This is a genomic window from Pantoea sp. XY16 (assembly GCF_025153065.1).
Lineage (GTDB): Bacteria > Pseudomonadota > Gammaproteobacteria > Enterobacterales > Enterobacteriaceae > Pantoea > Pantoea alfalfae.
The window spans coordinates 82516-105605 of sequence record NZ_JANZNP010000005.1; the positions used below are offsets into that span (position 1 = coordinate 82516).

Here is a 23090-nt window from a genome sequence, read left to right on the forward strand (position 1 = left end):
GCTCAGATGATGAAGTTATGCCGGATTGGCCTGACGATATTTTTTAACGGCATCCATCGCTTTCTGGATATGCGTATCAGGATTTTTATCGGTGAAGCTCAGCAGGATTTTGCCATCGGGCGCAATCACGTAAGAGGTCCGGTCTGAAAGCTTCTGACCTTTCATCTCCATGGTGCTCTTATATTCTTCGGCGACTTTGGCTCCCGGGTCGGCGGCTACGGTAAATTTGTCACGGCATTCAAGCTGCGAGAATTTAGCAATCTGATCGGTATTACCGGCGGTGACACCAATGACGGTCGCACCCTGTTTTTTGAATTCATCGGTCGCTTCAGCAAAGTCATGCGCTTCAAGCGTACAACCCGCACTGAACGCCGCCGGAAAGAAGTAAAGCACAACCGGGCCTTTCTTCAGCGCCTGCTGTAATGAAAAGGTGGTCGATTTGCCCGCCAGCGCGGCGTCGAGTTTAAAATCCGGGGCTTTTTCACCGACCTGTAACGCTGCAAAAGCGGATGTTGCCGGAACACTCAGTGCCAGCAGCGTAGCGACGGCCAGGGTTTTCAGGGTGTTTTTCATTGGCGTGACTCTCTCCATTAACGAGCAGACGGGGTTGTCTGACGTCTCATTTTTAAGGTTCGTTTAAAACGAGAAAAAGTTGCGCGGTTTTGAAATTTTTTTAACGATTTTTTTGAGAGGACGTTAACCACAATTTTCAGGTGGTCATTGCATCATTTGCTGAATCGAGTGCAGCTCATGCGTCGTTGAGTCACAGATTGCATCGTGGTTATTCCTGATTAAGTAAAATTTATGTGATTTGAGCCGCAATAATTTTGCTAAAAAGCGCCGGTTTTCTGGCAGGTGAGCATCGTCACGTTTCTGTTCGGCTTCAGACAGTAAATTCCATTTATGGAATGAAAAAACGATTCAGCAAATGAGGCGAATGATGAAGATTAAACTGGCATTAACAGTACTGGCGGTTCTGGTATCAGGTTCAGCAGCGGCGAAAACCTGGGTGCTGACGAGTGCTGAACAGGGCACCGAGCAGGGAAACTGGAAGATTTCCAGCAATGAGCTGAAGTCTCAGGGCAAACCGTTCAGCATCGAACAGAAAGTCCTGCATGGCGGCAAGCAGGAAGGCAGTAAAATTCTGACGATCCGCAGTGAGGATGGCCTGACAATTACGTTAAGTCCGACCCGCGGCATGAACTTACTGCATGTTGAGGGCTTTGGCACCCGCATGGGCTGGGATTCACCAGTGAAAGAGGTCGTCAATCCTGCCTACATCAATCTTGAGAGCCGCAACGGTCTGGGTTGGCTGGACGGCTTCAACGAGATGATGGTGCGCTGCGGCTACGAATGGACCGGTCATCCGGTCACCGATGAAGGACGAATCTATACGCTGCACGGTAAAGCGGGGAATACGCCGGTTTCCCAGCTGGAAGTTGAAGTGGCAGATGCGGCACCACACGAAATCCGTATTCGCGGCCTGATTAAAGAGAGCACCTTTAAAAAAGCTGATTTGCAGACCATGACCGAGCTGCGTTACGTGCCAGGCAGCAACAGTTTCAGCCTGCATGATGTGTTAACCAACCATGCCGACTATCCGCACGATTACCAGATCATCTATCACAGCAACTTCGGCCAGCCTATTCTGGAAGAGGGCGCACGCTTCATGGCACCGATGTCCGGCATCAGCCCGTTCAATGACTACGCGAAAGCCGGGCTAAAAGAGTGGCAGACCTATAAAGGTCCGACCAAAGATTTCGATGAGATGGTGTTCAACATCAAACCACTTTCCGACAGCAATCATCAGACCGTCGCTGCGGTGATAAATAAAGCGGGCAACAGCGGCGCATCCATTCAGTTCGATACGCGTCAACTCCCGATGCTGACCTTATGGAAAAATACCGACACCCTGAAACAGGGCTACGTGACCGGCATCGAACCTGGTACCAGTTACGCCTATCCGGTCACCATTGAACGTGAACAAAAACGCGTGAAGCAACTGCAACCGGGCGCGAGCACGGCATTTGATCTGACGTACACCTTGCTGCACAGCAGCGAGCAGGTGAATGACGTTGAGAAACGCATTAAGGGCATTCAGGGCGAAACGAAGATTGATGTGAGCGAGACGCCAATAGCGAAAGAGTAACGACCCATCATAACCCCAGCTAAATTGTTGGGGTTTTTACTTTACAGGCCAGCGTTCCGTCACGGGATGACATCACAAATGCGAGAAAGTGGCAAAGATCTGCACAGGATACTGGCGATGCTATAAGGTCGCGGGGTTGGTCAACGCAAAGTTACACGCAGGTAAACATCCGGCAAACCTGTGGAAGGGTGTTAAGCCGGAAGTTGAAAGAGAAGAGTAACCCTGAAATACTAACAGTTAATAACTGATAGTAACTCAGCGGGAGAGGAATCATGCCAACCAGCGTAGCACTCAGTCCTTATTTCGAAGCGTTCATCCGCGAACAGATAGAAAGCGGGCGATATAACAACACCAGTGAAGTGATCCGTGCGGGCCTCAGGGCACTGGAAGAACGGGAGCAGCAGATGAAACTTGACGGGAAGCTCTCGCTGAGCAGAATCCTACCGTAAACGTCAGAGCGTGCCGTCCGTAGTAATCATCCAATAAATAATCCTGCAGATTAGTTGCGACACAGCCTCCTGTGTCTGAAGTGAAAACCCGAAGGGGGGGAATTGAGATTACTTAAGCTACCTGAATACATGTGCGATATGTTATTTAACATAAGATAGATTGTGCGCATTGTCTTGTGTCGGGGCAGACAGCCAGTATCTGTCCTGATCCAGGGGTATCTGACCGGTAAAGCTAACTGTCGAGGGATTCTGGCCCTAAGATGCGGACTGGCGTGCATTAGTGGCTTTCCGCACGCAGCAAATCTTTCTGCGCGGCTGGGGTACCCTTGCAGACACGCCATGATGTCATAGTCTGCCGTAAAAGGTCATACGCGCGGTTTCTGACAACTCAATACCCGGCTGCGTATTGTAAGCCAGCACGGCGAGCATCCGGGTGACCTCGCCTTCAGTTGGGGTCACGCGGTGCAGGGAATTACGGCCACGAAACAGCACCAGATCCCCGGCATCTATCTCCAGCGCGTCAACGGTCTGACGTTCTTCCAGCACTGCGTCGACACCGGCAAAGTTCATATCACCGGCATCGGCATCCCGCAGATCTTTCACATACTGAAACACGCCGCCCGCCAGCGGTTTCTGGACCAGTAAGGTGATAGCAAAGGAGGAGTTGTCGAAGTGCCAGCCCAGCTCCTGACCGTGAGGCGCATAGTGCAGGTTAATCGACGAAAGCTGATCGGCGTAGGGATAGAGCGCTTCCTCTCCCAGCACATCGCACAGGAAACGTTTAAACAGGTCATCGTTATAAAGCTGGCGCAGTGGCGAGTCGGCAGCGATAACATCATCCGTAATACAGCCTTTGGTGCTGAGCACATCCCGATTACGCGGATGATCCGCACTGAACGCCTCATCCGGCTTCATCAGATAGACATTGTGTTTACTACGGGTGTGATAGGCCAGATGACGCCGGGCATTGCCCTCTTCGATCATCGCCTCTAAAGCGTGTGGTTGTAAAAACTGACGCAGTACCAGCGCGCCGGAGTGGTTTAACTGCTCACGACAGCGCTGACGCCAGCCCTGGTCGGTCAGCGGATGAAGATCAAGACGAACAAGGGATTCAGACATAGCAACAGCTCTCATGATGGGCAGGTGTGATGTTACTCTACCTGTCGCCTGCCACGCTGCGTAACGATAAAAACTTAATACCCTGATAAGGAAGAGTTAATGCCTGCCCAATTGCCAAGGTTGCCCAAAATCAGCGTCATTCAGTCCTTTAAAGTGGCCGCCGAACTGGGCAGCCTGGCAAAAGCCGCCGCCCAGCTGGCTTTAACCCCGGCGGCGGTCAGTCAGCAGATTCGCCAGCTGGAAGAGCAACTTGGCAGCGCGCTGTTTCTGCGCACGCAGAGCGGCGTGATGCTGACTGAAACCGGCAAAGAGTATCTGCGCTATGTCACCGAAGCCTTTGATATTTTGCACCTGGGTCAGCAAAACATCCGCCATGCGGCCAGCGCGCCAAAACTCACGGTTTACACATTACCGGCGCTGGCGTCCAAATGGCTGTTGCCCCAGCTGGCGAGCTGGCGCGACCATTGCCCGAATATCGATCTCTCGTTACACGGTACGCATTCTCAGGTCGATTTCACCGCGATGCACGCCGATTTTGTGATCTGCTTTGGTGAGGATCGTTACCCGCAGTCAGATAAGCTGAAGTTGTTTCATGATGACGTGCTGCCGGTGGCCAGCCCTGCTCTGTTACATCGTTTTACGCCGGAAACGATCTTAAGCCAGGCGCCTCTGATCCACCTCGACTGGGGCAATGAAGGCCGTTTTCTGCCTGACTGGCGAAGCTGGTTTCAGGCAAAAGGCATGGATGAACCGCTGCCGCAGCCCGCGTTCAGCTTCAATCTGACCTCGCTGGCGATTGATGCGGCTGTCGCGGGAGCTGGTGTGCTGCTGGGGCAGCGACGCCTTATTGCGGCGGAACTGGCGCGGGGCGATCTGGTGGTAGTGGATGATCTTTGCCTGCCGCTGAGCAAACCCTATTACCTTGTCTGGCCGCAACGCACGCTGAGTCAGCCTGGCAGTGAGGCGATGATCGGCTGGTTAAAAGAACTGGGCGCGCGGTGCTGATACCCAGCTGCTGTGATGGCCCGCCAGCATGTAGCCGCTGACGGGCGCAGCGGCAGATTGTTACTTAAGCATGACCTTATCCGGCTGGTCGGTTGTGATCGTCGTTACGCATTGTCTTCAACGATTACCGCCACGCGTTGTCCTGCACGCACTGCGCTGCCTGGCTGGACGCTGACCTGCTGAATTATGCCGCTGCACGGAGCCAGAAGCGGGATCTCCATCTTCATCGACTCCAGCACCACCAGGATATCGCCTTCCTGCACCCGGCTGCCCGCAGTCGCCTGCACCTGCCAGAGATTGCCGGATACCGGACTTTCAACCCCCTGCTCGCCCGGTTGCAGCGGTGCGTCACCGCCTTCATCCGCTACGTTTTCCTGACTGTCGAAATGGGCCTGGCCGCTGGCGATCCAGCGGTCACGTTCCGCATGGAACGCGGCTTGCTGGTGATCGCGAAACAGACCGATGCTCTGCGCTTCACGGGCGAGAAAATCCTGATATTCCGCCAGCCGCAGCGTGCTGTGCTCGATGCGCAGCGGATAGCGACCGAGGGGAAAATCGCGGCGAATCTGCAACAGCTCACTGGCCGGAACCGGATAAAAGCGGATCTGATCGAAAAAGCGCAGCAGCCAGGGTCTTCCGCCAAAATCGGCGACTTCGTGATATCGGTTCCACATCTGCAGCGTGCGGCCCACAAACTGATAGCCGCCCGGCCCCTCCATGCCATAAATACATAGATAAGCGCCGCCGATGCCAACTGAGTTTTCCGCCGTCCAGGTGCGGGCTGGGTTATATTTCGTCGTTACCAGCCGATGACGGGGATCCAGCGGTGTGGCAACCGGTGCGCCAAGATAAACATCGCCCAGCCCCATGACCAGATAACGGGCCTCAAACACGGTGTTCCAGACGGCCTGCTCATCTGGCAGGTCGTTTATCCGGCGAATAAACTCAAGATTACTCGGGCACCAGGGCGCGTCCGGACGCACGGTGGTCATATACTTTTCGATCGCCTTCTGACAGGCGGGATCGTCCCAGGAGAGCGGCAGATGGACTACGCGTGTGGGGACCTGAAGGTCGTCACTCATGCAGACCGTTTCCCATTCACCGCGCACCCACGCCAGCAGCACGTGTGGCGTCAGCGTCTCCGGCTGAAAGTGGATTTGCAGCGAGCGGATGCCCGGCGTGATATCAATAATGCCGTGGCGTGTTTGCGCTTCCAGCGCCTGCATTAACGCGTGAATGCGAAAACGCAGCACCAGATCCAGCTCCGGCTCGCCTGCCTCCAGCAGCAGATGCGTATCGCCTGAAAGCCGCGCGACCAGACGTTTATCCGCTTCACCGCAGGTCATTATTATCGGCGACATCAGTGGCGCAGGCTCCCAGAGAATGTCCTGTGGCTGTAGCGTGGTCAGCTCAATACGCCGCCCCTCTGCCAGCCGCCGTGCCGTCGGGATATCTACCGGAACAAACTGCACTTTGTCACCGGCTTTCAGCTGGCCCAGTTGCCAGAGATCCGCTTCGATGACCGTCACCGGGCAGACAAACCCGCCGAGACTGGGACCATCGGGACCCAGAATGACTGGCATATCACCGGTAAAGTCGACCGCGCCGATCGCGTACGGGTTGTCATGGATGTTTGAGGGGTGCAGTCCCGCTTCGCCGCCGCTGTCGCGTGTCCAGATCGGCTTTGGCCCAATCAGGCGCACGCCGGTTCGGCTGGAGTTAAAGTGCACTTCCCATTCTGTGGCAAAGAACGTCGCAATATAGTCCGGCGCAAAAAATTCCGGCGCACCGTGGGGACCATAAATCACGCGCAGCGTGCGGATTGTGGCGAGGTCTGTGCGCAGCGCCGTGGGCAGTTGTGTTCCGGCTGTGTTCGTAGCCCGCGGCGCGAGATGCAGCACATCACCGCTGCGCAGCGCACGACCAGCGTGTCCGCCAAACTGACCGAGCGTAAAGGTACTTTTACTGCCTAAATAGTCCGGCACCTGAATACCACCGCTCAGGCAGAGATAACTTCTGACGCCTGCACCACGCATCGCGCCCAGCTTCAGTGTGGCGCCCGCCGGGATAGTAAATACGGCGTCCATTACCTGTTCAGCGCCGTCGAGCGTGACACTGAGCGGCGCACCGCAGACCACCGCCTGAATCTCCGTGTTAAATTTCAGGGTGGGCCCGTTCAGCGTGATTTCCAGCGCGGCGTCACTCTCGTCATTGCCCAGCAGACGGTTGCCTGAGCGCAGGGCGCGATCGTCCATCGGCCCTGATGGCGGCACGCCCACCGCCCAGTATCCCAGTCGTCCGGGATAATCCTGCACGCTGGTCTGGGTGCCGGCACTCAATACCTCAACCGTTGCAGCCTGATAGCCGAGCTGCTCCAGGCAGCGTGTCCAGGGGTCGCCAGCGGTAAAAGGCGCAAAGGCTAAGATCTGCAACAGATAGAGGCGGTTGGTTTCAACGCCATAGAGGCGGGTTTCCGTCAGTGCCTGTGCCAGTGCGGCGATAGCTTTTTCGCGTGTGGGATGCCAGGCAATCACTTTGGCCAGCATTGGATCAAAAAATGGCGGGACTTCGCATCCGGCCTCCACCCAGCGGTCGATGCGCAGGTTTTTACCGTCGGCCGCCGGGAAATGGACTTCAGTTAACAGTCCGGGTGAAGGCTGGAACTGCCGTCCCGGATCTTCCGCGTAGATGCGCGCCTGCACGGCATGGCCCTGTGGATTCAGCGTGGCGGCTAATACGCTTAGCGGCGGAAGATTGCCTGCCGCCAGCTCAATCATCCACTGCACCAGATCCACGCCCCACACCTGCTCTGTCACACCATGTTCAACCTGCAGGCGGGTATTCACTTCAAGGAAATAGAACTGCTGTGATGCGCTGTCGTAAACAAATTCAACCGTTCCGGCGCTGCGATAGTTCACCGCTTTTCCCAGCGCGATAGCCGCCGCGCATAAAGCCTCCGCCATACCTGCGGGCAGATTCGGCGCTGGCGTCTCTTCGATCACTTTCTGGTTACGCCGCTGTACCGAGCAGTCGCGTACGCCCAGCGCGATTACCTCGCCCTTCCCGTCACCGAAAATCTGCACTTCAAGATGACGGGCGCGTTCGATATATTTTTCGAGAAATACTCCGGCATCGCTGAAGTTGTTCTGGCCGAGGCGCTGGACCGTTTCAAACGCCTCTGACAGCGCATTTTCATCACGACAGACGCGCATCCCAATACCACCACCGCCCGCCGTGCTTTTCAGCATGACCGGATAGCCGACACGCTCTGCGGCGCGGCAGGCTTCGCTGACATCCGCCAGCAGCTCACTGCCCTCCAGCAATGGCACTTCTTCGGCCTTCGCCAGCGCGCGGGCCGTATGTTTCAGGCCAAAGGTCCTTAACTGCTGCGGCGTGGGACCGACAAAAATCAGACCGGCAGCCTCGCACGCTTCCGCAAAGGCGGCATTTTCCGAAAGGAAACCGTAGCCAGGATGGATCGCTTTCGCCCCGCTCTGCTGCGCGGCGGCGATGATCTTTTCCGTCACCAGATAGGTTTGTGCAGCCGGGCCTTCGCCAAGGCTTAGCGCCACATCCGCCTCGCGGATATGTAAACTGCTCAGATCGGCTTCGGAGTAAACGGCGACCCCTTTCATCTGCATGGGCCGCAGCGTGCGCAGGATGCGACAGGCGATCGCGCCGCGATTGGCAATCAGTAAGGTATCAAACATAGGCGAACTCTCAGGGATGCGGGTCGTCCCGCAAAATTCGATATTCCCTGGGGCCGTCCCCGGGGCTGACCGGCACTTAAGCGGCGTGCGTCGGCGGAATGTTCAGAAGGTCAGTGCGCAAGGCCATATCACTTCCACACCAGCACTTCGGCGGGTGTCGGATTCCAGCCATTACAGGGGTTATTCAGCTGCGGACAGTTGGAGATCAGCACCATTACGTTGCATTCAGCCACCAGGTCGACATATTTGCCAGGCGCAGATAAGCCGTCTTCAAAGGTCAGACCGCCTTCAGGCGTGACCGGAACATTCATGAAAAAGTTAATGTTGGCGCCGATATCCCGCTTGTGCAGACGGCCATCGTGCAGGCAGGCGCAGAGAAAGTTATCCCTGCAGCTGTGCATGTAGCGCTTATCCTGGGCATAGCGCACGGTGTTGCTCTCCTGCGAGCAGGCTCCGCCCAGGGTATCGTGACGACCGCAGGTGTCGGCGACGATAGTCAGCAGCGGATTGCCGAGATTCGAATAGAGCACGCTGCCGGTGGTCAGATAAACGTTTCCCTGACGACGCAGCGTGCGCTGAGGATCATAACGTTCCCGCGGGTTGTCGGTGTTGTAAAACAGGGTATCAATTGCCTGATTCCCTTCGAGGTCGAGCAGGCGCAGCGTTTGCCCTTTTTTGACTTCGAACAGCCACGGCTCGCCTGCCGGGATTACGTGGCGATAGACAGCATCTTCAGGACGACGATCAGAGTGGATAAGGGTCATCGCAGCCTCCTCACAGGGCAAAAAGTTGAGTGTTGTGAAATGCACGCTGGTTTTCACCGCGATTCGCAATCGCATCGCTTACAACCTGCATATCGTCAGCCTGATACCAGCTCAACTGGACCGGACGCGGGAGATAGTCAGTGGCGGGATCCTGCGGATGTGGCAGCGCGGTCAGCACCATCAGCACGTCCATGGGCGCGTAAAGCTCAACGAAATCACCCGCCTGGCTATTGCCTGCGCTGAACCCGAAGCGGCCCTGGTCATCAACCGTGACCTTGCTGAAAAAGTTAACGACCATCAGCAGATCTTCCAGACCCAGATCCCATTTGCCCATCTCAACCAGCAGATTATCTACGCCGTTGCGATAGAAACCGTTGCGCAGCTCCTGATAGCGCCCGGCACCGTATTTTTCCTGTGTTTCCGCCGCGTTGAGTACGCCGCCGAACGGATCGTGCCAGCCGCAGCTATCCGCAACGATCCCGGCCATCACGCGCCCCATATCGGAGTAGAAGCAGTAGCCGGTCGTTAGCCGGGCGGTGTGCTGGCCTTTCAGGGTGTCCGGCAGATTCAGCCGTTCACTTTTCTCGTGCGGATTGAGCATCATCATGCTGACGTTCGCACCGCCCTCAATGTCGGTCAGGCGCAGGATCTGCCCTTTACGCAGAATCAGCGAGGTATGCGCGCCACCGGGCAGCGGCTCTTCGCGCACGCTCGGGGCTGAATGAAAAAGATCTGTCATTGAGCGGTCTCCTTTAAAGGGTAAATGTTGTTTCTGCTGCCGGTCGTCAGCTGCGACAGCCGCGTTTCATTAAGCGGGATGTCGTAAGTGATACGCGCACCCCACGCATTGGGGGCCTGCGGGTCGATGCGCACTTTGTCAAACACCAGCAGCCGGGTTCCCAGATTGAAGCCTTCGGCAAGGTCATGCGTGACCATAAACACCGTCATCCGGGTTTCGCTCCACAGCTGGAGCAGCAGCGCATGCATATCTTTGCGGATGCCGGGATCCAGCGCGCCAAACGGCTCATCCAGCAGCAGCACGCGTGGTTGCATCACAAACGCCTGCGCAATGGCCAGCCGCTGCTGCATTCCGCCGGAAAGCTGCGCCGGATATTTATCCAGCGAATGGCCCAGCCCGACTTTCTCCAGCATCTGTTTTGCCTGCTCACGGGCCTGGCGTTTCCGGGCGCCAGACAGCCGCCCGATAAAGGGTGACGCCGGAAGTTCGAGGCCAATGGTGACGTTATCCAGCACGTTGAGATGAGGGAAAACCGAGTAGCGTTGAAACACCACGCCACGGCTGCGATCCGGCTCTCCGGGCAGCTGCTCGCCATCCAGCGTGATCGTTCCCCGCGTTGGCTTCTCATGACCGAGCAGCAGGCGTAAAAACGTCGACTTACCGCAGCCGGACGCACCCACCAGCGAGCAGAACTCGCCCTCTTTCACCTGCAGATTGATGCGCTCCAGCACCACGTGGTCGCCATACTCCTGCCAGATATTTTTGATATCGATAAAACTCATTCCCGGCCTCCTTCCGCCCAGGGGAAAAAGGTTTTGTGCAGCTGACGCAGCGCGAGGTCCATCAGCCACGCCAGCAGCGTGATCCAGATGACATAAGGAATGATCACATCCATCGCCATATAGCGGCGGACGAGGAAGATGCGATAACCCAGCCCGGCAGTCGCGGAGATGGCTTCGGCGGAGATCAGAAAGAGCCATGCCGATCCCAGCAGCAGACGCAGCGACGTAATCAGCCGGGATAACAGTTGCGGCAGCACGACCCGCAGCACCACCGTCCAGCTGTTCGCACCCAGGGTTTGTGCTTTGATAAACAGCTCTGCGGGGATTTCCCGCGCCCGATGTTCCAGATCGCGTGCCAGCATCGGTGTGATGCCGATGACGATCAGCATCACTTTTGACAGCTCATCCAGCCCGAAGACGATAAACAGCATTGGCAGCAGCGCCAGCGGCGGGATCATCGACACCACGGTCATGAAGGGTGACAGCGCCGCGCGGGTCATCGGAAAGACGCCCGCAGCAATGCCGATGCACAAGCCAATTACCGAAGAGAGCGCCAGGCCAGTCAGCAGACGAGTTAAGCTAATCCACGTATCCGCCCACAGCAGATACTCCCCGCTGCGCTTGTCCGGCGTGAACGCCATCCGGTCGATGGCCGCGATCATCTGCGACAGGCCGGGCAGCAGTTTGTCGTGGGGATTGGCTTCCAGACGCACTGCCGAACTGATAAACCACGCGGCGATCAGCAACACAAACGGTAACAGCATCAGCGTCAGGCGCATTCCCTGCCGGGGATAGCGGTTGATGTGGCGCATAGCAATAACTCCTGAGTACGGTGATTACAGCTTGCCCGCAGCGGCCAGCTTCAGATAGCTGTCGTCAAAGCGCAGTTTGATGTTTGCGGTATCACCGACGGTGACGTTGCCAGGGAAGCTCATACCAATGAAGTCAGCGCTTTGCGCGCCCTCGCCCAGCAACCCTTTATCAAAGGAAAACGCAGCGACACGCTGCATGGTTTTTGCCAGATCGGGGGAAGAGACAAAGGTCTGGGTTTCGGCAGGGGTCCAGAACAGGTGGGTCGTTTTCATCTGCGCTTTGTAACCAGCGAGGTCCGTACCGGAATCGGCCGCCATTGCGCTCAGCGCCTGGGTGTCTCCGGCTTGCATCTTCACCATCATTTCAAACCAGGCACCGGTCAGCGCCTTGCCAAGTGCGGGGTTATCTTTCAGGGTGTCGGTATTCACCACCATCATGTCAATCAGCTCACCCGGCACGGCCGATGAGCTGAACACTTCTGTCGTCTGCGGGGTCTTTTTGATGACCGAAAGCTGCGGGTTCCAGGCCACAGCCGCTTTTACGTTGCTGGTGCCGAACGCTGAGACAATATCGGCATCGGAGGTATTTACGACTTTAACGTCTTTTTCCTGCAGCCCGGCTTTCTCCAGCCCGCGGACCAGAAGATAGTGCGACACCGACAGCGCAGGCAGATAGACCGACATCCCTTTCAGATCGCTGAGCTTTTTATTTTCACCTTTCAGGACTACGCCGTCGTTACCATCAGAATAGCTACCCGTTATCAGCGCCGTGGAGTCAACACCACCTGCCGCAGGAATCGTCAGGGCATCCATATTGGTCATAGTGCAGCCGTCGAACTGTCCTGCGGTGTACTGGTTGATCGACTCGATGTAGTCATTGAGCTGAGTGATATGAATTTTGATGCCATATTTGCTGGCCCATTTATCAATGATCTTCTCATTGCTGATGGTGCCCCAGGGCATCCAGCCCGCGTAAATGGTCCAGCAGATGTTGAACTCTTTTTTGACGGCGGCGAAAGACGGCGCGCTGACCAGCAGCGTCAGAGACAGAATTAGCGTCACGAGGGGAGATTTCTTCATGGTTGACCTCTGGTTGGCACAAAAAAACGGGAGCAGCGCAGGACACCAGATGGTGCCGCTGTCTCCCGGGCTTTTGTCCCGCCGTGTAACCTCGCAGAGGTCGCCAGCTCTCGGACCAGACATTCACCTGCGTGAACCGGAACCCTAGCCAGCTATTTGCTATCAATGTGTCATACGCTGCTTACTGCTAAGACTTGAGCAAATGGCGTGCCAGAAATTAAAGTAAGTCATATCAGTAAGGTAGACGAGTTTTGGTACAGGAAGCACCGGGATGGTGAACCAGCAACGGGCATTGCACATAATCAGTGCTGTGGTGTGGATAAGGGCGATTTGCACAGTCAGTCTCTTTTTCTACCTGCTGCTGTCCCAAAATAATGACCCGGACCGTGACGCGCATCACCCATCGCTATATAATACAATGCATAACGATTTTCGAGGATAGTTAATGAAGCGCTTCTGGCAGGTATGTACACTCGGTTTACTGATATTTCTTCCGCTCTCTTCCCACGCCTCACGCCAGATCACCGACCAGATTGGCCGCCAGGTTACGATTCCTGACCACGTTGACCGCGTTGTTGTGCTTCAGCATCAGACGCTGAACCTGCTGGTGCAGATGAACGCCACCGATAAAATCGTCGGGGTGATGGCGAACTGGAAGCAGCAACTCGGCGACGGCTATGCCCGACTGGCCCCTGAGCTGAACCCTATGGCTACGCTTGGCGATCTGACGCACGTTGATCCGGAGAAGCTGGTGGCGCTGCATCCGCAGGTGGTGTTTGTCACCAACTATGCCCCGCATGAGATGATCGACAGTATTACCGCGCTGGGGATCCCTGTCGTGGCTATCTCGCTGCGTCATGGCCTGCCGGGTGAACAGGACAAAATGAATCCGACCCTCACTGATGAGGAAATGGCCTATGACAAAGGTCTGCGCGACGGCATTACGCTGATTGGCGAGATCGTCAATAAACCCGCTGAAGCGAAAGCGCTGATTGAGGCTACCGATCAGGGGCGCAAAATCGTCAGCGACCGGCTGAAAGATATTCCGGCGGAAAAACGTATTCGCGCCTATATGGCAAATCCGGAACTGACTACTTATGGTTCCGGGAAATATACCGGTCTGATGATGCAGCATGCGGGAGCGGTTAACGTTGCTGCGGCGACCGTGAAAGGATTTAAAACTGTGTCGATGGAGCAGGTGATCGCCTGGGATCCGCAGGTGATTTTTGTCCAGGATCGCTATCCTTCTGTCATCAATGAGATCAACAGTTCGCCGCAATGGCAGGCCATTGATGCAGTAAAAAATCATCGCGTTTATCTGATGCCTGACTACGCAAAAGCCTGGGGCTATCCGATGCCGGAAGCGATGGGGATTGGCGAGCTGTGGATGGCAAAAAAACTCTATCCGCAGAAGTTTCAGGATGTCGACATGAGCACGCTGGCTAGCCGCTGGTATCAGCATTTTTATCGCACCACTTATCAGGGGCCAGAGTGATGCAAATACTGGCGGCGGGCAGCCTGAAAGGCGTCTGGCCAGCACTAATGGCGTACTTTCCGGCGCCGGTTGACACCCGTTTTGGGCCCGCCGGCCTGCTCCGCGAAAGGATTGAGGCCGGTGAGTCGTGCGACCTCTTTGCTTCAGCCAGTGAGGATCATCCGCAGACGCTGCTGGCTGCCGGACGCGCGCTGGCAGTCATGCCGTTTACCAGCAACCGGCTCTGTATTACGGTGCGCAGCGATTGTCTTCTGCCTGGAGACGACTGGTTCACATTGCTCACCCGTGACTCGCTGCGAATCGCCACGTCCACACCTGGTACCGACCCGTCGGGTGACTATACGCAGGTTCTTTTCTCCCGGATGGGTAATGCCGGTGAAGCGGTGCGCCAGCGCGCCCTCCCACTTGCTGGCGGGCGTGACTCACCAGTAATTCCCACAGGAAGGCTGGCAGCAGAGTGGATTATTCAGGCGGATATGGCGGATCTGTTTATCGGCTATGCCAGCTATCGGACAGCCCTGAGTCGGGCTGCGGGGTTGACGGTTTTGGATATTCCGGCGGCTGTTAATCCTGTTGCACGCTATGCCTGTGCGGTCATCACGCCAGAGGCGCAAAAGCTGGCGACGTTCTTAGGTTCAGAGCAGGCAAAAGGGGTATTACGGGATGCGGGATTTGGTTGTGAATAAAAAGCGTTCTTGCTATGACTTTGCGCCCCGTCAGCCTGACGCTTCGGGGGCGAAAAATCGAATCAGAGCTTAGCGAAATCCACCTTAAGCTTATGACTGATGTGTTCCGCCTGTTCGGTGGCTTTGTCGCCCTCACCTGTCAGAGTAAAAGCGATGGCGAAGGCGAAATCAAACGCCGCGCCCAGATCCTGTCCGCTCAGCAGATTGCCATCTTTCACAACCGATGCATTAACATAAACGCCATCAGTCACACCCTCTGAAGAGGTGCCGGAACTGACATAACGCCGTCCCTTTAAAAGCGCGTGAGGTGCCAGCACTCTGGCCGCTGCGGAACAGATTGGGCAGATCAGACGACCCGCTTCATCATGCCGGCGAATAAAATCGATCACCGCAGCATTCGCTGACAGATTTTTGCTGCCGTCCGGGCCGCCTGGCACAATCACCGCATCAAACAGCCGCTCGCGATTTTCCTCCAGCAGCTCATCAGCCACGGCCTTCACCTGATGGTAGCTGGTCACTTCCCGGTAGGGCTGACAGGCCACAGTGGTCACGCGAACGCCAAGCCGTGAAAGAATATCGAGCGTGATAATGGCTTCAGCTTCTTCAAAACCGGGCGCGAGCAGCAGGGCAACGTTCTTATCCATGAAAAATCCTTTTACATTGTGGGTGTGGATGGAGCAAAGAATGTTCATCCTGGTCTGTGCAGGCACACCGTTTACTGATCCGAATCAAATCCGGGCGGGGTTTAGTTCAGGGCTAAAAAGCGGCAGCGGAAACACGGCCGTCATGAGTTATGTCAAAAGCCGCCACCTAAAACTCTTCAGGTTCTCCCGGCAGCGGCTCGGTCAGTTCCTGTCCTTTCACACCGGCATACGTGATCACCAGTTCAGCGGGTTCATCCAGAGTGTAACCACGATGCGCGCTGTTAACCGTTTCATTCAGAGCTTCACCTGCTGTGAACGTGCGCTGTTCGCCGCTCTCTTTATCCTCAACAATCAGGGTGCCGGAAAGAATAAACGCCGCATTCGGCATCGGGTGGGTGTGCCAGGGCAATGACGTATGGGCAGGCAGTGACAGTCGCATCACTGTCAGTTCAGGTTCGCCGGTGGGATAAGCATTAATCACCTCACCGTTCCAGGCCTGGCCGCTGCGCATCACTTCGACTGCGTTAATCTTGTTATCCTGCTTTGACATGGTTAATCCCTGTTGTTAATTAATAGAATGCCAGTAGTGACTGAGCAGTAAGCGTAGAAGAAAATGGCGCTGGGGGTTTCATACGTGATGAACCAGTAAACGATCAGTCAGCCAGTGCAAAAAAATAGCGGGAATGATTAGGCCAGCAGAGTGGGTGGTTAATTAATGTTCGAAATCTGCTTTGCGGTTATAAGATATATTCCGCCGTCAGTACGCAACCTGTGCGTTCTGTATTATCTTTGAAGCCATCTACTATCTGAGGGATTTCTGATAATGAAAGGTTTGTTTACGGCATTACTCGCCAGTTCTGTTTTATTATTATCCGCCTGCTCTAAAGACGACGATAACAAAGTTAAAGTCGCGATTAATACCGGGCCGGATGAAGCAATCTGGCAGGTCGTACAGCAGGTTGCCAAAGATAAATACAAGCTTGATGTCGAAGTCCTTAACTTCAATGATTATGTGCTGCCAAACGAAGCACTGAATAACAAAGAGGTTGATGCCAACGCCTTCCAGAGCCTCCCTTATCTTGAAGACCAGTCGAAAGAGCGCGGCTATAAATTTGCGGTGGTAGGTAAGACTTTCGTGTTCCCGATTGCGGCCTATTCACACAAAATCAAAAACATCAGTGAACTGCCGAATGGCGCTACTGTGACGATCTCTAACGAGGCGACGACACTGGGACGCAGCCTGCTGTTACTTCAGGCGCAGGGTCTGATTAAACTGAAAGACGGTGTGGGTTATTTACCGACCTCGCTGGATATCATCGAAAATCCAAAAAATCTGAAGCTGGTTGAAGTGGACACGCCACAGCTAACCCGCACGTTAGATGATCCGAACGTCTCTTTATCCATCATCAATACCAACTTCTCGGCTCAGGCTGGATTATCAGCGCACCGCGATGGTTTATTTATGGAAAGTGCTTCGTCGCCTTACGTCAATGCACTGGTATCACGTGAAGATAATAAAGACAGCGACAAAATTCAGAAGCTGAAGTCTGCGCTGCAGTCACCGGAAGTCGCGGCGAAAGCGGAAGAAGTCTATAAAGGTGATGCTATTAAAGGCTGGTAAATCGCCCTTAATCGACCCTGAACGATCAAAAAAGGCCGCACTCTGATGCGGCCTTTTTTATATCTGCCCTTTAATCTGCACGTCTGTCGGCACGGTTGCGTACAGGCGACCGTCAGGAAAGCCAGAGGTGAAGTTACGCAGCTGCACCTTTAGGCTGAGCAGAGAGATGCCCTGCCCACAGACTCGCCACCCATTTCACCCCTTTTGAGGTGAAGCGCGCCTGAGAAAAAGCGTGCTGGTTTTCACCGGTGCCGGTATGCAGCGTAAAGTAGCCCGCCTGCATATGGTAGTGTTGCGGCGTCAGGGTTCCTTTGGCGCGGTACATGATGTTGCGCTCCAGCAGGAACTGGCGGAATTCTGGTTCTTTCACTTTCAGCATCTTGCAGAGCTGACGAAAGCCCAGCGAGTCGTCAACTTCCACGAAGCTATCAAAGAACGCCGCCTTGGGAGCCGAAAGGGCCAGCTGCTGCTCTGCCGCCTGACGCTGTTCAAACTGCTCAGCCCATGCGCGAGCCGCTTCAGCCGGGTTAGTGAAGTCAGGCAGATGCGTGGTTTTTTCACGATCCTGCCAGCGGTCCAGCACTTCAGCCGTAAAGCCCGGGGAAAGACGTGCTACAGCCAGCAGAGAGTCACGCTTGCTGAGACGATACTCCTGGCGCACTTCTCCATCCCGCTCATAGTCATTTACTTTGAGTGGCTGAGAAAGACGCTGAGCCGTTTCCAGACTTTTGATTAACCGCTTCACTTCTCCGTGTGTAATGCCGGTCATCTGAGCCAGTTCACGGCTGCTCATTGTGACCGATTGTTCCAGAGATTTGAGGCTTTCAGTCGAAATCATCATGGGTTCACCCCTCGCTAACGCTACCAATACCCGGCGGGCAGTCCATTTATTATACAAACACCTGTTCAAATATCCAGTATTTTATTTAAGCAATAACGTAAATGGAACCGGTTACGCAAACATGGGAGCAGAAAGCGTTTTCCGGTCTGGGAGACGTGTTCAGGGCGAGCTATCGATGGCAGGCGTACTTTTTTTCATGCGGCCAGTAAGGCTAATGATGTCATCTGTTATTTACATATAATCACAATGATGGACACAGACTCTTTACATTGCAGTATAGTGAAGGCTCTCAGCAGGTTACTGACCTGCGATGCTCACTATTTTGATTCGGTGTGCTGAGGCTCAGTCTGGCCCGTTACCACTGAATGTTATCTATTACTGGAGTAAGTCATGCAGCCGTTGAAAGTCGCCTTTATCAAAGCTAACTGGCACAGCGAAATTGTTTCTCAGGTTCTGACCGGGTTTGAACAGGAACTGGAAAGTCGCGGAGCCTCATACGAGATTAAAACATGGGATGTTCCTGGCGCTTTTGAAATGCCGCTGCTGGCGCAACGTCTGGCACAGACCGGCAATTACGATGCGATTGTCTGTGCGGCACTGGTGGTGGATGGCGGCATCTATCGCCATGATTTCGTCGCTCAGGCGGTCGTGAGTGGTCTGATGCAGGCGCAGCTGACGACTAACGTGCCCGTCTTCTCCGTGTCACTCACACCACATAATTTCCAGCCATCGGCCGAGTTCATCGATTTCTATACCCAGCACTTTGTTAAAAAAGGTCAGGAAGCGGCACGCGCTGTCTGTCAGATCCACGCGCTCGACCTCTGATTAACCTGTCATGGATGCGGATAACGCATCTGCCCGCGCCGTTGAGGAGAGAAAGTTGAAAAATTCACGCCCGCCCTTACCGCCATTTACACGGCCTGAACAGGCAATGGAAAAAGTACGGCTCGCTGAAGATGGCTGGAACAGTCGCGATGCTGAACGTGTGGCGCTGGCCTATTCCGCAGATAGCCGGTGGCGTAATCGCGATACCTTTCTGACCGGCCGGGCAGAGATTGTCGCGTTCCTGCAGCAAAAATGGCAGCGGGAGCACCAGTATCGGCTGATTAAAGAGCTGTGGAGTTTTGACCAGAACCGGATTGCGGTGCGCTTTGCCTATGAATGGCACGACGAGCAGCTACAGTGGTATCGCTCTTATGGTAACGAGAACTGGGCGTTTGATGAGCAGGGTTTGATGACGCAGCGTTTTGCCAGCATTAACGATCTGAAAATCAGCGAAGAACAGCGGCTGTTTCACTGGCCACAGGGGCGTCGCCCGGATGACCATCCTTCGCTAAGCGAGCTCGGTTTATAACAGCCGTTTCCAGCGGAGAGCGCTGCTCTCCGCCGTTAATAACTCAGCCCTGCTCGCCCTTGTTCTCGACAAAGGTCGCTTTATTGCGGGTGACCGTATAGGCCACTTTTTTGACATCTTCAGGTGACGTGGTCACTTCAACTGGCGCAATAGTGACACGGCCCATACCAAACAGCGTCGGCACATACCCACCGACCTGATGCTTACCCGCCGGCACATGCAGCAGTTTGCTTTCACCATTCGGCAATCTGCCAGCGTCTTTGCCATCTACCGTCAGGAATACACTGGAGCCATCATCCGCACGGGTCTTGATATGCGAGACATCGATCTGTGTCGGACCAGCAGCAAATTCATCTGGTGCTTCGCTGGCGGCATGTTTCGCACAGCCGGTCAGTACAGCAGCAACCGTCATAACGGCGAGAGTAAAACGATAACGCATTGGACACTCTTTCTCCTGATCATCAGAACCAACTATTTTAGCGGTTTGCAGGCCGGATGTAAGGGGGTGTGAAGTCAGCATGCTCTTAAAATGGATAAAACAGCGCTGCTTTTGCGGACTATCTGCGTAAAGAATATTTACTGAATAAATACACAGTCTTTTTATGATGAGTCATCACGCATTTAACCTGCTGATCACCCTGAATTTAACCTGTTCAAAAACCCGAATAAGCGCAGCGTGATTGGTGCTATTTAGCGCTTTTAACAGGCGTTAACGCTGTTAATTAACGATTATAAGGTTCATAGTGGTTGTTCATCCCCGGTTAATTCCGGCGGCCTTTCCCTCAGCAGAGGGCACGATATGCAATTTCATACTACTGATACTGTTTGTGCGATAACCGGCACGCATCCTGCGAATCTGAAGCGCTGGATGAAGCAGGGATTACTGACATCACAGCAGAATGCTGACGAGTGGAGCAATGCTCATCTCAGCGAAATCCACACTCTGGTTGGCCTGACGGCAACCGGTGCAACACTTAATGAGATCAGGCAGGGTCAGCAGGACGCCTCATCGGTTAAGACCTACGGCTGGGCGGCGCGCAAGGGCGACATGCTCTGGCAGCTTGAATTTGGCACACCGTTGTCGCTTTCACGTCAGATGCACGACATGTCCAGTAACTATAGCGGTGATGATTTAATCATTAATTTGCTGCGACCGCTGAGCGTCTGGCTCTATGCCGACCACCGTCAGGGCGCGGCACGACGCCTTGACCGTTTTGAGAAAACCGTTAAGCAGCAGGCGGACAAAGTGATGCGTGTCTCATCGCGCAGTGAATCGTCCGTTCCTCTGTTTCTGGAAGCGGTAAGCGTACTGGATAAAACGGAAATCTGGCTGGAGGCAATTCGTCTGACGGCGTTGGGCTTTAATGTCGCGGTTGACTCGCGTGCCACTGGACAGCCTGCCATTAAAACCGCCATTCATCAGCATCATGTGATGTGGTGTGGTGCGGGGATCAGTCAGGTGATGCAGGACTATTATGACCAGCAGAGTCAGGATGGTTTTCCGATCATGCTCAGTGGACCTGATCGTAATCTGCATTTTTCACAAACCTCCTCTTCCAGCGCTGCCTGATAGCAGGCAGCTTCACTATTCCCCTGCTTTTCCGCGCCAGTAAATAATTTTTTTCGTTAAGAATCTCTTAAGGTGGCTACGTATACTGGAGTCTCAACCCTGACTCATTGACGAGACTACGATGAAAAAGACTTTACTGACCCTGACCCTGACTCTGTGCCTGTCACCACTCGCTTTCACCGCTGCGCATGCGGCTTCTAATCTGACCGGTTGTGCTGCCAAAAAGCAGGAGATTGAGACACAGCTCTCCTTTGCCCGCCAGCACAATAATACCCATCAGGTTGCCGGCCTTGAAAAAGCGCTGCGTGAAGTGGATCAGAACTGCACTGAAGAGAGCCTGTTAAAGCAGCGCCAGGAAAAAGTAGCAGAGAAAAAGTTTAAGGTGCAGGAGCGTGAAGAGGAGCTGGCAGAAGCGAAAGCGGAAGGACGTAGTGCCAGCAAGATTCAGAAGCGCGAAGATAAGCTGGCAGAAGCGCGTGAAGAGCTGAAAGAAGCCGAACAGGCTTTGCGGCAGTAATGCTTCGGGGCCAGCCTTGCGGCGCTGGCCCGCCAATTTTATTTTCCTCGCCTTATCATTCCTGTCTGTTCTAACCAGATGATTAAGCTGCTTATTTTCCGCTCAACCCATTACTTAAGGTAATCCTTCGATTACTTATTCTCATGCACTTAATTGGTGCAGCAAAGTCAATGAAGTTAAGATCAATTATTTAACTTTTTGAACGTCCTCAAAGAATTGAAAGATAGCGAGCCCCCCCTTATATGCAGGCTGTACGCACCCGTAGCGCATTATTATTCGTCTTTAAAGGGCATCTCTCAAAATCTATTCACTACACGCGCCCCAAAAAGGGGCATGCCTGCACTTTTCCAGGGCGGATACCCCATCTTATTTGTTTCAGAAGTGTTAGATTATGTCCGCGCCATACAATGCGCTCACCATCCACGGCTCCACACAATAAATAACTTCATTAAGAAAGGTTTTTTATGGATAAGTTATCTTATGCGTCTGAAAGCAGCACATCTGCCTGGTCCACCTACTTACAGCAAATCGACCGGGTTGCGCCCTATCTTGGCGATCTTTCACGTTGGATAGATACTTTGCGGCATCCAAAACGCGCACTGATTGTCGACATTCCTCTTCAGATGGATGATGGCTCGATTCGCCATTTTGAAGGCTATCGCGTTCAGCACAACCTTTCACGCGGCCCGGGTAAAGGCGGTATTCGCTATCATCCTGATGTCGATCTTAATGAAGTCATGGCGCTATCTGCATGGATGACGATCAAATGTGCGGCAGTCAACCTGCCCTATGGCGGTGCCAAGGGCGGCATTCGTGTTGATCCTTTCAAACTCTCCGATGGTGAACTTGAGCGGCTGACCCGTCGTTATACCAGCGAGATCGGCATCATTATTGGACCGCAGAAAGATATTCCGGCACCGGACGTCGGCACTAACAGCAAAGTGATGGCGTGGATGATGGATACCTACTCCATGAACCACGGCACCACGATTACCGGCGTGGTGACCGGCAAACCGATTCACCTGGGCGGCTCACTGGGCCGCGAAAAAGCGACCGGCCGTGGGGTGTTTATTACTGGCCGTGAAGTGGCTCGTCGCTCAGGTATTGACATCGAAGGCGCCCGTGTGGCGGTTCAGGGCTTCGGTAACGTCGGCAGCGAAGCGGCACGTCTGTTTGATGAAGCAGGCGCGCGCGTGGTGGTGATTCAGGATCACACTGCAACGATTTATAATTCAGATGGCATTGATATGGCCGCGCTGAGCGAATGGCAGATCACCCACAAGCAGATTGCCGGTTTCCCTGGTGCGCAGAGCATTGATAAAGAGGCGTTCTGGACCACTGAGATGGATATCCTGATCCCAGCCGCGCTGGAAGGTCAGATTACCCGCGAGCGCGCGGAGATCCTGAGCTGCAAAATCGTGCTGGAAGGCGCAAACGGCCCGACCTATCCGGATGCTGATGACATGCTGGCAACCCGCGGCATTATCGTTGTGCCGGATGTGGTCTGTAATGCCGGCGGCGTGACCGTCAGTTACTTTGAATGGGTTCAGGACATGGCCAGCTTCTTCTGGAGTGAAGATGAGATCAATCGTCGCTCCGATAAGATTATGACCGAAGCGATGGTTCATATCTGGGAGAAGTCAAAGGAGAAGGATTGCTCGCTACGTACTGCGGCTTATATCGTGGCGTGTGAACGGATCCTGATGGCGCGTAAAGATCGCGGTATCTACCCGGGTTAATGCTTAGGGCGCTG

General features: G+C 54.4%; 22 protein-coding genes, 1 pseudogene and 1 riboswitch. Of the genes and pseudogenes, 11 read left to right on the top strand and 12 right to left on the bottom strand.

What is annotated here, in order from left to right; all coding sequences use genetic code 11:
* Positions 1-15: 15 nt before the first annotated feature.
* Entirely contained in the window at positions 16-573 is a 558-nt protein-coding gene (locus N1689_RS08145; RefSeq protein ID WP_222925844.1) for a peroxiredoxin, read from the bottom strand.
* A 367-nt stretch (positions 574-940) separates the two neighbouring features.
* Here N1689_RS08145 and N1689_RS08150 point away from each other — a divergent pair, with 367 nt between their 5' ends.
* Positions 941-2149 carry an aldose 1-epimerase family protein gene (locus tag N1689_RS08150; RefSeq protein ID WP_222925869.1) on the top strand — a complete coding sequence of 403 codons (1209 nt, stop codon included), beginning with the start codon at positions 941-943 and terminating at the stop codon, positions 2147-2149.
* Positions 2150-2421: 272 nt separating this feature from the next.
* Positions 2422-2565, top strand: a pseudogene (locus N1689_RS08155) (type II toxin-antitoxin system ParD family antitoxin); the annotation flags it as partial.
* A gap of 378 nt (positions 2566-2943) precedes the next feature.
* On the opposite strand, the gene N1689_RS08160 reads toward N1689_RS08155, so the two are convergent.
* A complete protein-coding gene (locus N1689_RS08160; protein WP_260058518.1) occupies positions 2944-3717 on the bottom strand; it encodes a 2OG-Fe(II) oxygenase family protein in 774 nt (257 codons plus the stop codon).
* A 99-nt stretch (positions 3718-3816) separates the two neighbouring features.
* On the opposite strand from N1689_RS08160, the gene N1689_RS08165 reads away from it, so the two are divergent.
* A complete protein-coding gene (locus N1689_RS08165) occupies positions 3817-4722 on the top strand; it encodes a LysR substrate-binding domain-containing protein (protein WP_260058519.1) in 906 nt (301 codons plus the stop codon).
* 104 nt (positions 4723-4826) lie between these two features.
* On the opposite strand, the gene uca is transcribed toward N1689_RS08165, so the two are convergent.
* The 6 genes from uca to N1689_RS08195 form a co-directional block, all read right to left on the bottom strand.
* Positions 4827-8432, bottom strand: a complete 3606-nt coding sequence (gene uca / locus N1689_RS08170) for an urea carboxylase (protein ID WP_260058520.1) — start codon at positions 8430-8432, stop codon at positions 4827-4829.
* A gap of 128 nt (positions 8433-8560) precedes the next feature.
* A complete protein-coding gene (locus N1689_RS08175) occupies positions 8561-9196 on the bottom strand; it encodes an urea amidolyase associated protein UAAP2 (RefSeq protein ID WP_260058521.1) in 636 nt (211 codons plus the stop codon).
* 10 nt (positions 9197-9206) lie between these two features.
* Positions 9207-9935: an urea amidolyase associated protein UAAP1 gene (locus tag N1689_RS08180; protein ID WP_253418205.1), complete on the bottom strand. Its 729-nt coding sequence runs from the start codon at positions 9933-9935 to the stop codon at positions 9207-9209.
* On the bottom strand, positions 9932-10717 hold the full coding sequence (locus N1689_RS08185; protein ID WP_222925838.1) for an ABC transporter ATP-binding protein: 786 nt from the start codon (positions 10715-10717) through the stop codon (positions 9932-9934). The genes N1689_RS08180 and N1689_RS08185 overlap by 4 nt, the downstream gene beginning before the upstream one ends.
* Positions 10714-11529 (bottom strand): ABC transporter permease, encoded by an 816-nt coding sequence (locus N1689_RS08190; RefSeq protein WP_222925837.1) that lies wholly within the window; start codon positions 11527-11529, stop codon positions 10714-10716. The genes N1689_RS08185 and N1689_RS08190 overlap by 4 nt, the downstream gene beginning before the upstream one ends.
* Positions 11530-11553: 24 nt before the next feature.
* A complete protein-coding gene (locus tag N1689_RS08195; RefSeq protein WP_161734653.1) occupies positions 11554-12609 on the bottom strand; it encodes a putative urea ABC transporter substrate-binding protein in 1056 nt (351 codons plus the stop codon).
* 60 nt (positions 12610-12669) lie between these two features.
* Positions 12670-12768, bottom strand: a riboswitch (guanidine-I (ykkC/yxkD leader).
* Between the two features lie 286 nt (positions 12769-13054).
* Between N1689_RS08195 and N1689_RS08200 the strand changes: the two genes are divergently transcribed.
* Together N1689_RS08200 and N1689_RS08205 are read left to right on the top strand one after the other, a co-directional pair.
* Positions 13055-14104 carry an ABC transporter substrate-binding protein gene (locus N1689_RS08200; protein ID WP_260058522.1) on the top strand — a complete coding sequence of 350 codons (1050 nt, stop codon included), beginning with the start codon at positions 13055-13057 and terminating at the stop codon, positions 14102-14104.
* Positions 14104-14790 carry a molybdate ABC transporter substrate-binding protein gene (locus tag N1689_RS08205; protein WP_260058523.1) on the top strand — a complete coding sequence of 229 codons (687 nt, stop codon included), beginning with the start codon at positions 14104-14106 and terminating at the stop codon, positions 14788-14790. The genes N1689_RS08200 and N1689_RS08205 overlap by 1 nt, the downstream gene beginning before the upstream one ends.
* Positions 14791-14852: 62 nt before the next feature.
* Here the strand turns inward: N1689_RS08205 and N1689_RS08210 are convergent, their stop codons facing one another.
* Both N1689_RS08210 and N1689_RS08215 read right to left on the bottom strand, forming a co-directional pair.
* Positions 14853-15434 (bottom strand): DJ-1/PfpI family protein, encoded by a 582-nt coding sequence (locus tag N1689_RS08210; protein WP_260058524.1) that lies wholly within the window; start codon positions 15432-15434, stop codon positions 14853-14855.
* 166 nt (positions 15435-15600) lie between these two features.
* Positions 15601-15984, bottom strand: a complete 384-nt coding sequence (locus N1689_RS08215; RefSeq protein ID WP_161734662.1) for a cupin domain-containing protein — start codon at positions 15982-15984, stop codon at positions 15601-15603.
* A gap of 273 nt (positions 15985-16257) precedes the next feature.
* Here N1689_RS08215 and N1689_RS08220 point away from each other — a divergent pair, with 273 nt between their 5' ends.
* Complete coding sequence (locus N1689_RS08220; RefSeq protein ID WP_161734665.1) at positions 16258-17055, top strand: MetQ/NlpA family ABC transporter substrate-binding protein; 798 nt, start codon at positions 16258-16260, stop codon at positions 17053-17055.
* Positions 17056-17188: 133 nt separating this feature from the next.
* On the opposite strand, the gene N1689_RS08225 is transcribed toward N1689_RS08220, so the two are convergent.
* Positions 17189-17896, bottom strand: a complete 708-nt coding sequence (locus N1689_RS08225; RefSeq protein WP_161734668.1) for a phage antirepressor KilAC domain-containing protein — start codon at positions 17894-17896, stop codon at positions 17189-17191.
* A 390-nt stretch (positions 17897-18286) separates the two neighbouring features.
* Between N1689_RS08225 and N1689_RS08230 the strand changes: the two genes are divergently transcribed.
* Both N1689_RS08230 and N1689_RS08235 read left to right on the top strand, forming a co-directional pair.
* Positions 18287-18721, top strand: a complete 435-nt coding sequence (locus N1689_RS08230; RefSeq protein WP_033735722.1) for a 6,7-dimethyl-8-ribityllumazine synthase — start codon at positions 18287-18289, stop codon at positions 18719-18721.
* Positions 18722-18776: 55 nt separating this feature from the next.
* On the top strand, positions 18777-19250 hold the full coding sequence (locus N1689_RS08235) for a nuclear transport factor 2 family protein (RefSeq protein ID WP_161734671.1): 474 nt from the start codon (positions 18777-18779) through the stop codon (positions 19248-19250).
* 43 nt (positions 19251-19293) lie between these two features.
* Here N1689_RS08235 and N1689_RS08240 read toward each other — a convergent pair whose 3' ends face one another.
* Positions 19294-19689 (bottom strand): hypothetical protein, encoded by a 396-nt coding sequence (locus tag N1689_RS08240; protein WP_222925750.1) that lies wholly within the window; start codon positions 19687-19689, stop codon positions 19294-19296.
* Between the two features lie 360 nt (positions 19690-20049).
* Between N1689_RS08240 and N1689_RS08245 the strand changes: the two genes are divergently transcribed.
* The 3 genes from N1689_RS08245 to N1689_RS08255 all read left to right on the top strand — a co-directional run bounded on the left by N1689_RS08245 (position 20050) and on the right by N1689_RS08255 (position 23076).
* A complete protein-coding gene (locus tag N1689_RS08245) occupies positions 20050-20820 on the top strand; it encodes a MerR family transcriptional regulator (RefSeq protein WP_161734678.1) in 771 nt (256 codons plus the stop codon).
* A gap of 121 nt (positions 20821-20941) precedes the next feature.
* Positions 20942-21337, top strand: a complete 396-nt coding sequence (locus tag N1689_RS08250; RefSeq protein ID WP_253418179.1) for a DUF1090 domain-containing protein — start codon at positions 20942-20944, stop codon at positions 21335-21337.
* 464 nt (positions 21338-21801) lie between these two features.
* Positions 21802-23076: a Glu/Leu/Phe/Val dehydrogenase gene (locus N1689_RS08255; RefSeq protein WP_161734684.1), complete on the top strand. Its 1275-nt coding sequence runs from the start codon at positions 21802-21804 to the stop codon at positions 23074-23076.
* The last annotated feature ends 14 nt before the right edge of the window (positions 23077-23090 follow it).

Bases quoted from the DNA above. Each gene is read 5' to 3' on its own strand.
- N1689_RS08145 (WP_222925844.1), bottom strand. From the start codon at position 573: ATGAAAAACACCCTGAAAACCCTGGCCGTCGCTACGCTGCTGGCACTG.
- N1689_RS08150 (WP_222925869.1), top strand. From the start codon at position 941: ATGAAGATTAAACTGGCATTAACAGTACTGGCGGTTCTGGTATCAGGT.
- N1689_RS08160 (WP_260058518.1), bottom strand. From the start codon at position 3,717: ATGTCTGAATCCCTTGTTCGTCTTGATCTTCATCCGCTGACCGACCAG.
- N1689_RS08165 (WP_260058519.1), top strand. From the start codon at position 3,817: ATGCCTGCCCAATTGCCAAGGTTGCCCAAAATCAGCGTCATTCAGTCC.
- uca (WP_260058520.1), bottom strand. From the start codon at position 8,432: ATGTTTGATACCTTACTGATTGCCAATCGCGGCGCGATCGCCTGTCGC.
- N1689_RS08175 (WP_260058521.1), bottom strand. From the start codon at position 9,196: ATGACCCTTATCCACTCTGATCGTCGTCCTGAAGATGCTGTCTATCGC.
- N1689_RS08180 (WP_253418205.1), bottom strand. From the start codon at position 9,935: ATGACAGATCTTTTTCATTCAGCCCCGAGCGTGCGCGAAGAGCCGCTG.
- N1689_RS08185 (WP_222925838.1), bottom strand. From the start codon at position 10,717: ATGAGTTTTATCGATATCAAAAATATCTGGCAGGAGTATGGCGACCAC.
- N1689_RS08190 (WP_222925837.1), bottom strand. From the start codon at position 11,529: ATGCGCCACATCAACCGCTATCCCCGGCAGGGAATGCGCCTGACGCTG.
- N1689_RS08195 (WP_161734653.1), bottom strand. From the start codon at position 12,609: ATGAAGAAATCTCCCCTCGTGACGCTAATTCTGTCTCTGACGCTGCTG.
- N1689_RS08200 (WP_260058522.1), top strand. From the start codon at position 13,055: ATGAAGCGCTTCTGGCAGGTATGTACACTCGGTTTACTGATATTTCTT.
- N1689_RS08205 (WP_260058523.1), top strand. From the start codon at position 14,104: ATGCAAATACTGGCGGCGGGCAGCCTGAAAGGCGTCTGGCCAGCACTA.
- N1689_RS08210 (WP_260058524.1), bottom strand. From the start codon at position 15,434: ATGGATAAGAACGTTGCCCTGCTGCTCGCGCCCGGTTTTGAAGAAGCT.
- N1689_RS08215 (WP_161734662.1), bottom strand. From the start codon at position 15,984: ATGTCAAAGCAGGATAACAAGATTAACGCAGTCGAAGTGATGCGCAGC.
- N1689_RS08220 (WP_161734665.1), top strand. From the start codon at position 16,258: ATGAAAGGTTTGTTTACGGCATTACTCGCCAGTTCTGTTTTATTATTA.
- N1689_RS08225 (WP_161734668.1), bottom strand. From the start codon at position 17,896: ATGATGATTTCGACTGAAAGCCTCAAATCTCTGGAACAATCGGTCACA.
- N1689_RS08230 (WP_033735722.1), top strand. From the start codon at position 18,287: ATGCAGCCGTTGAAAGTCGCCTTTATCAAAGCTAACTGGCACAGCGAA.
- N1689_RS08240 (WP_222925750.1), bottom strand. From the start codon at position 19,689: ATGCGTTATCGTTTTACTCTCGCCGTTATGACGGTTGCTGCTGTACTG.
- N1689_RS08245 (WP_161734678.1), top strand. From the start codon at position 20,050: ATGCAATTTCATACTACTGATACTGTTTGTGCGATAACCGGCACGCAT.
- N1689_RS08250 (WP_253418179.1), top strand. From the start codon at position 20,942: ATGAAAAAGACTTTACTGACCCTGACCCTGACTCTGTGCCTGTCACCA.
- N1689_RS08255 (WP_161734684.1), top strand. From the start codon at position 21,802: ATGGATAAGTTATCTTATGCGTCTGAAAGCAGCACATCTGCCTGGTCC.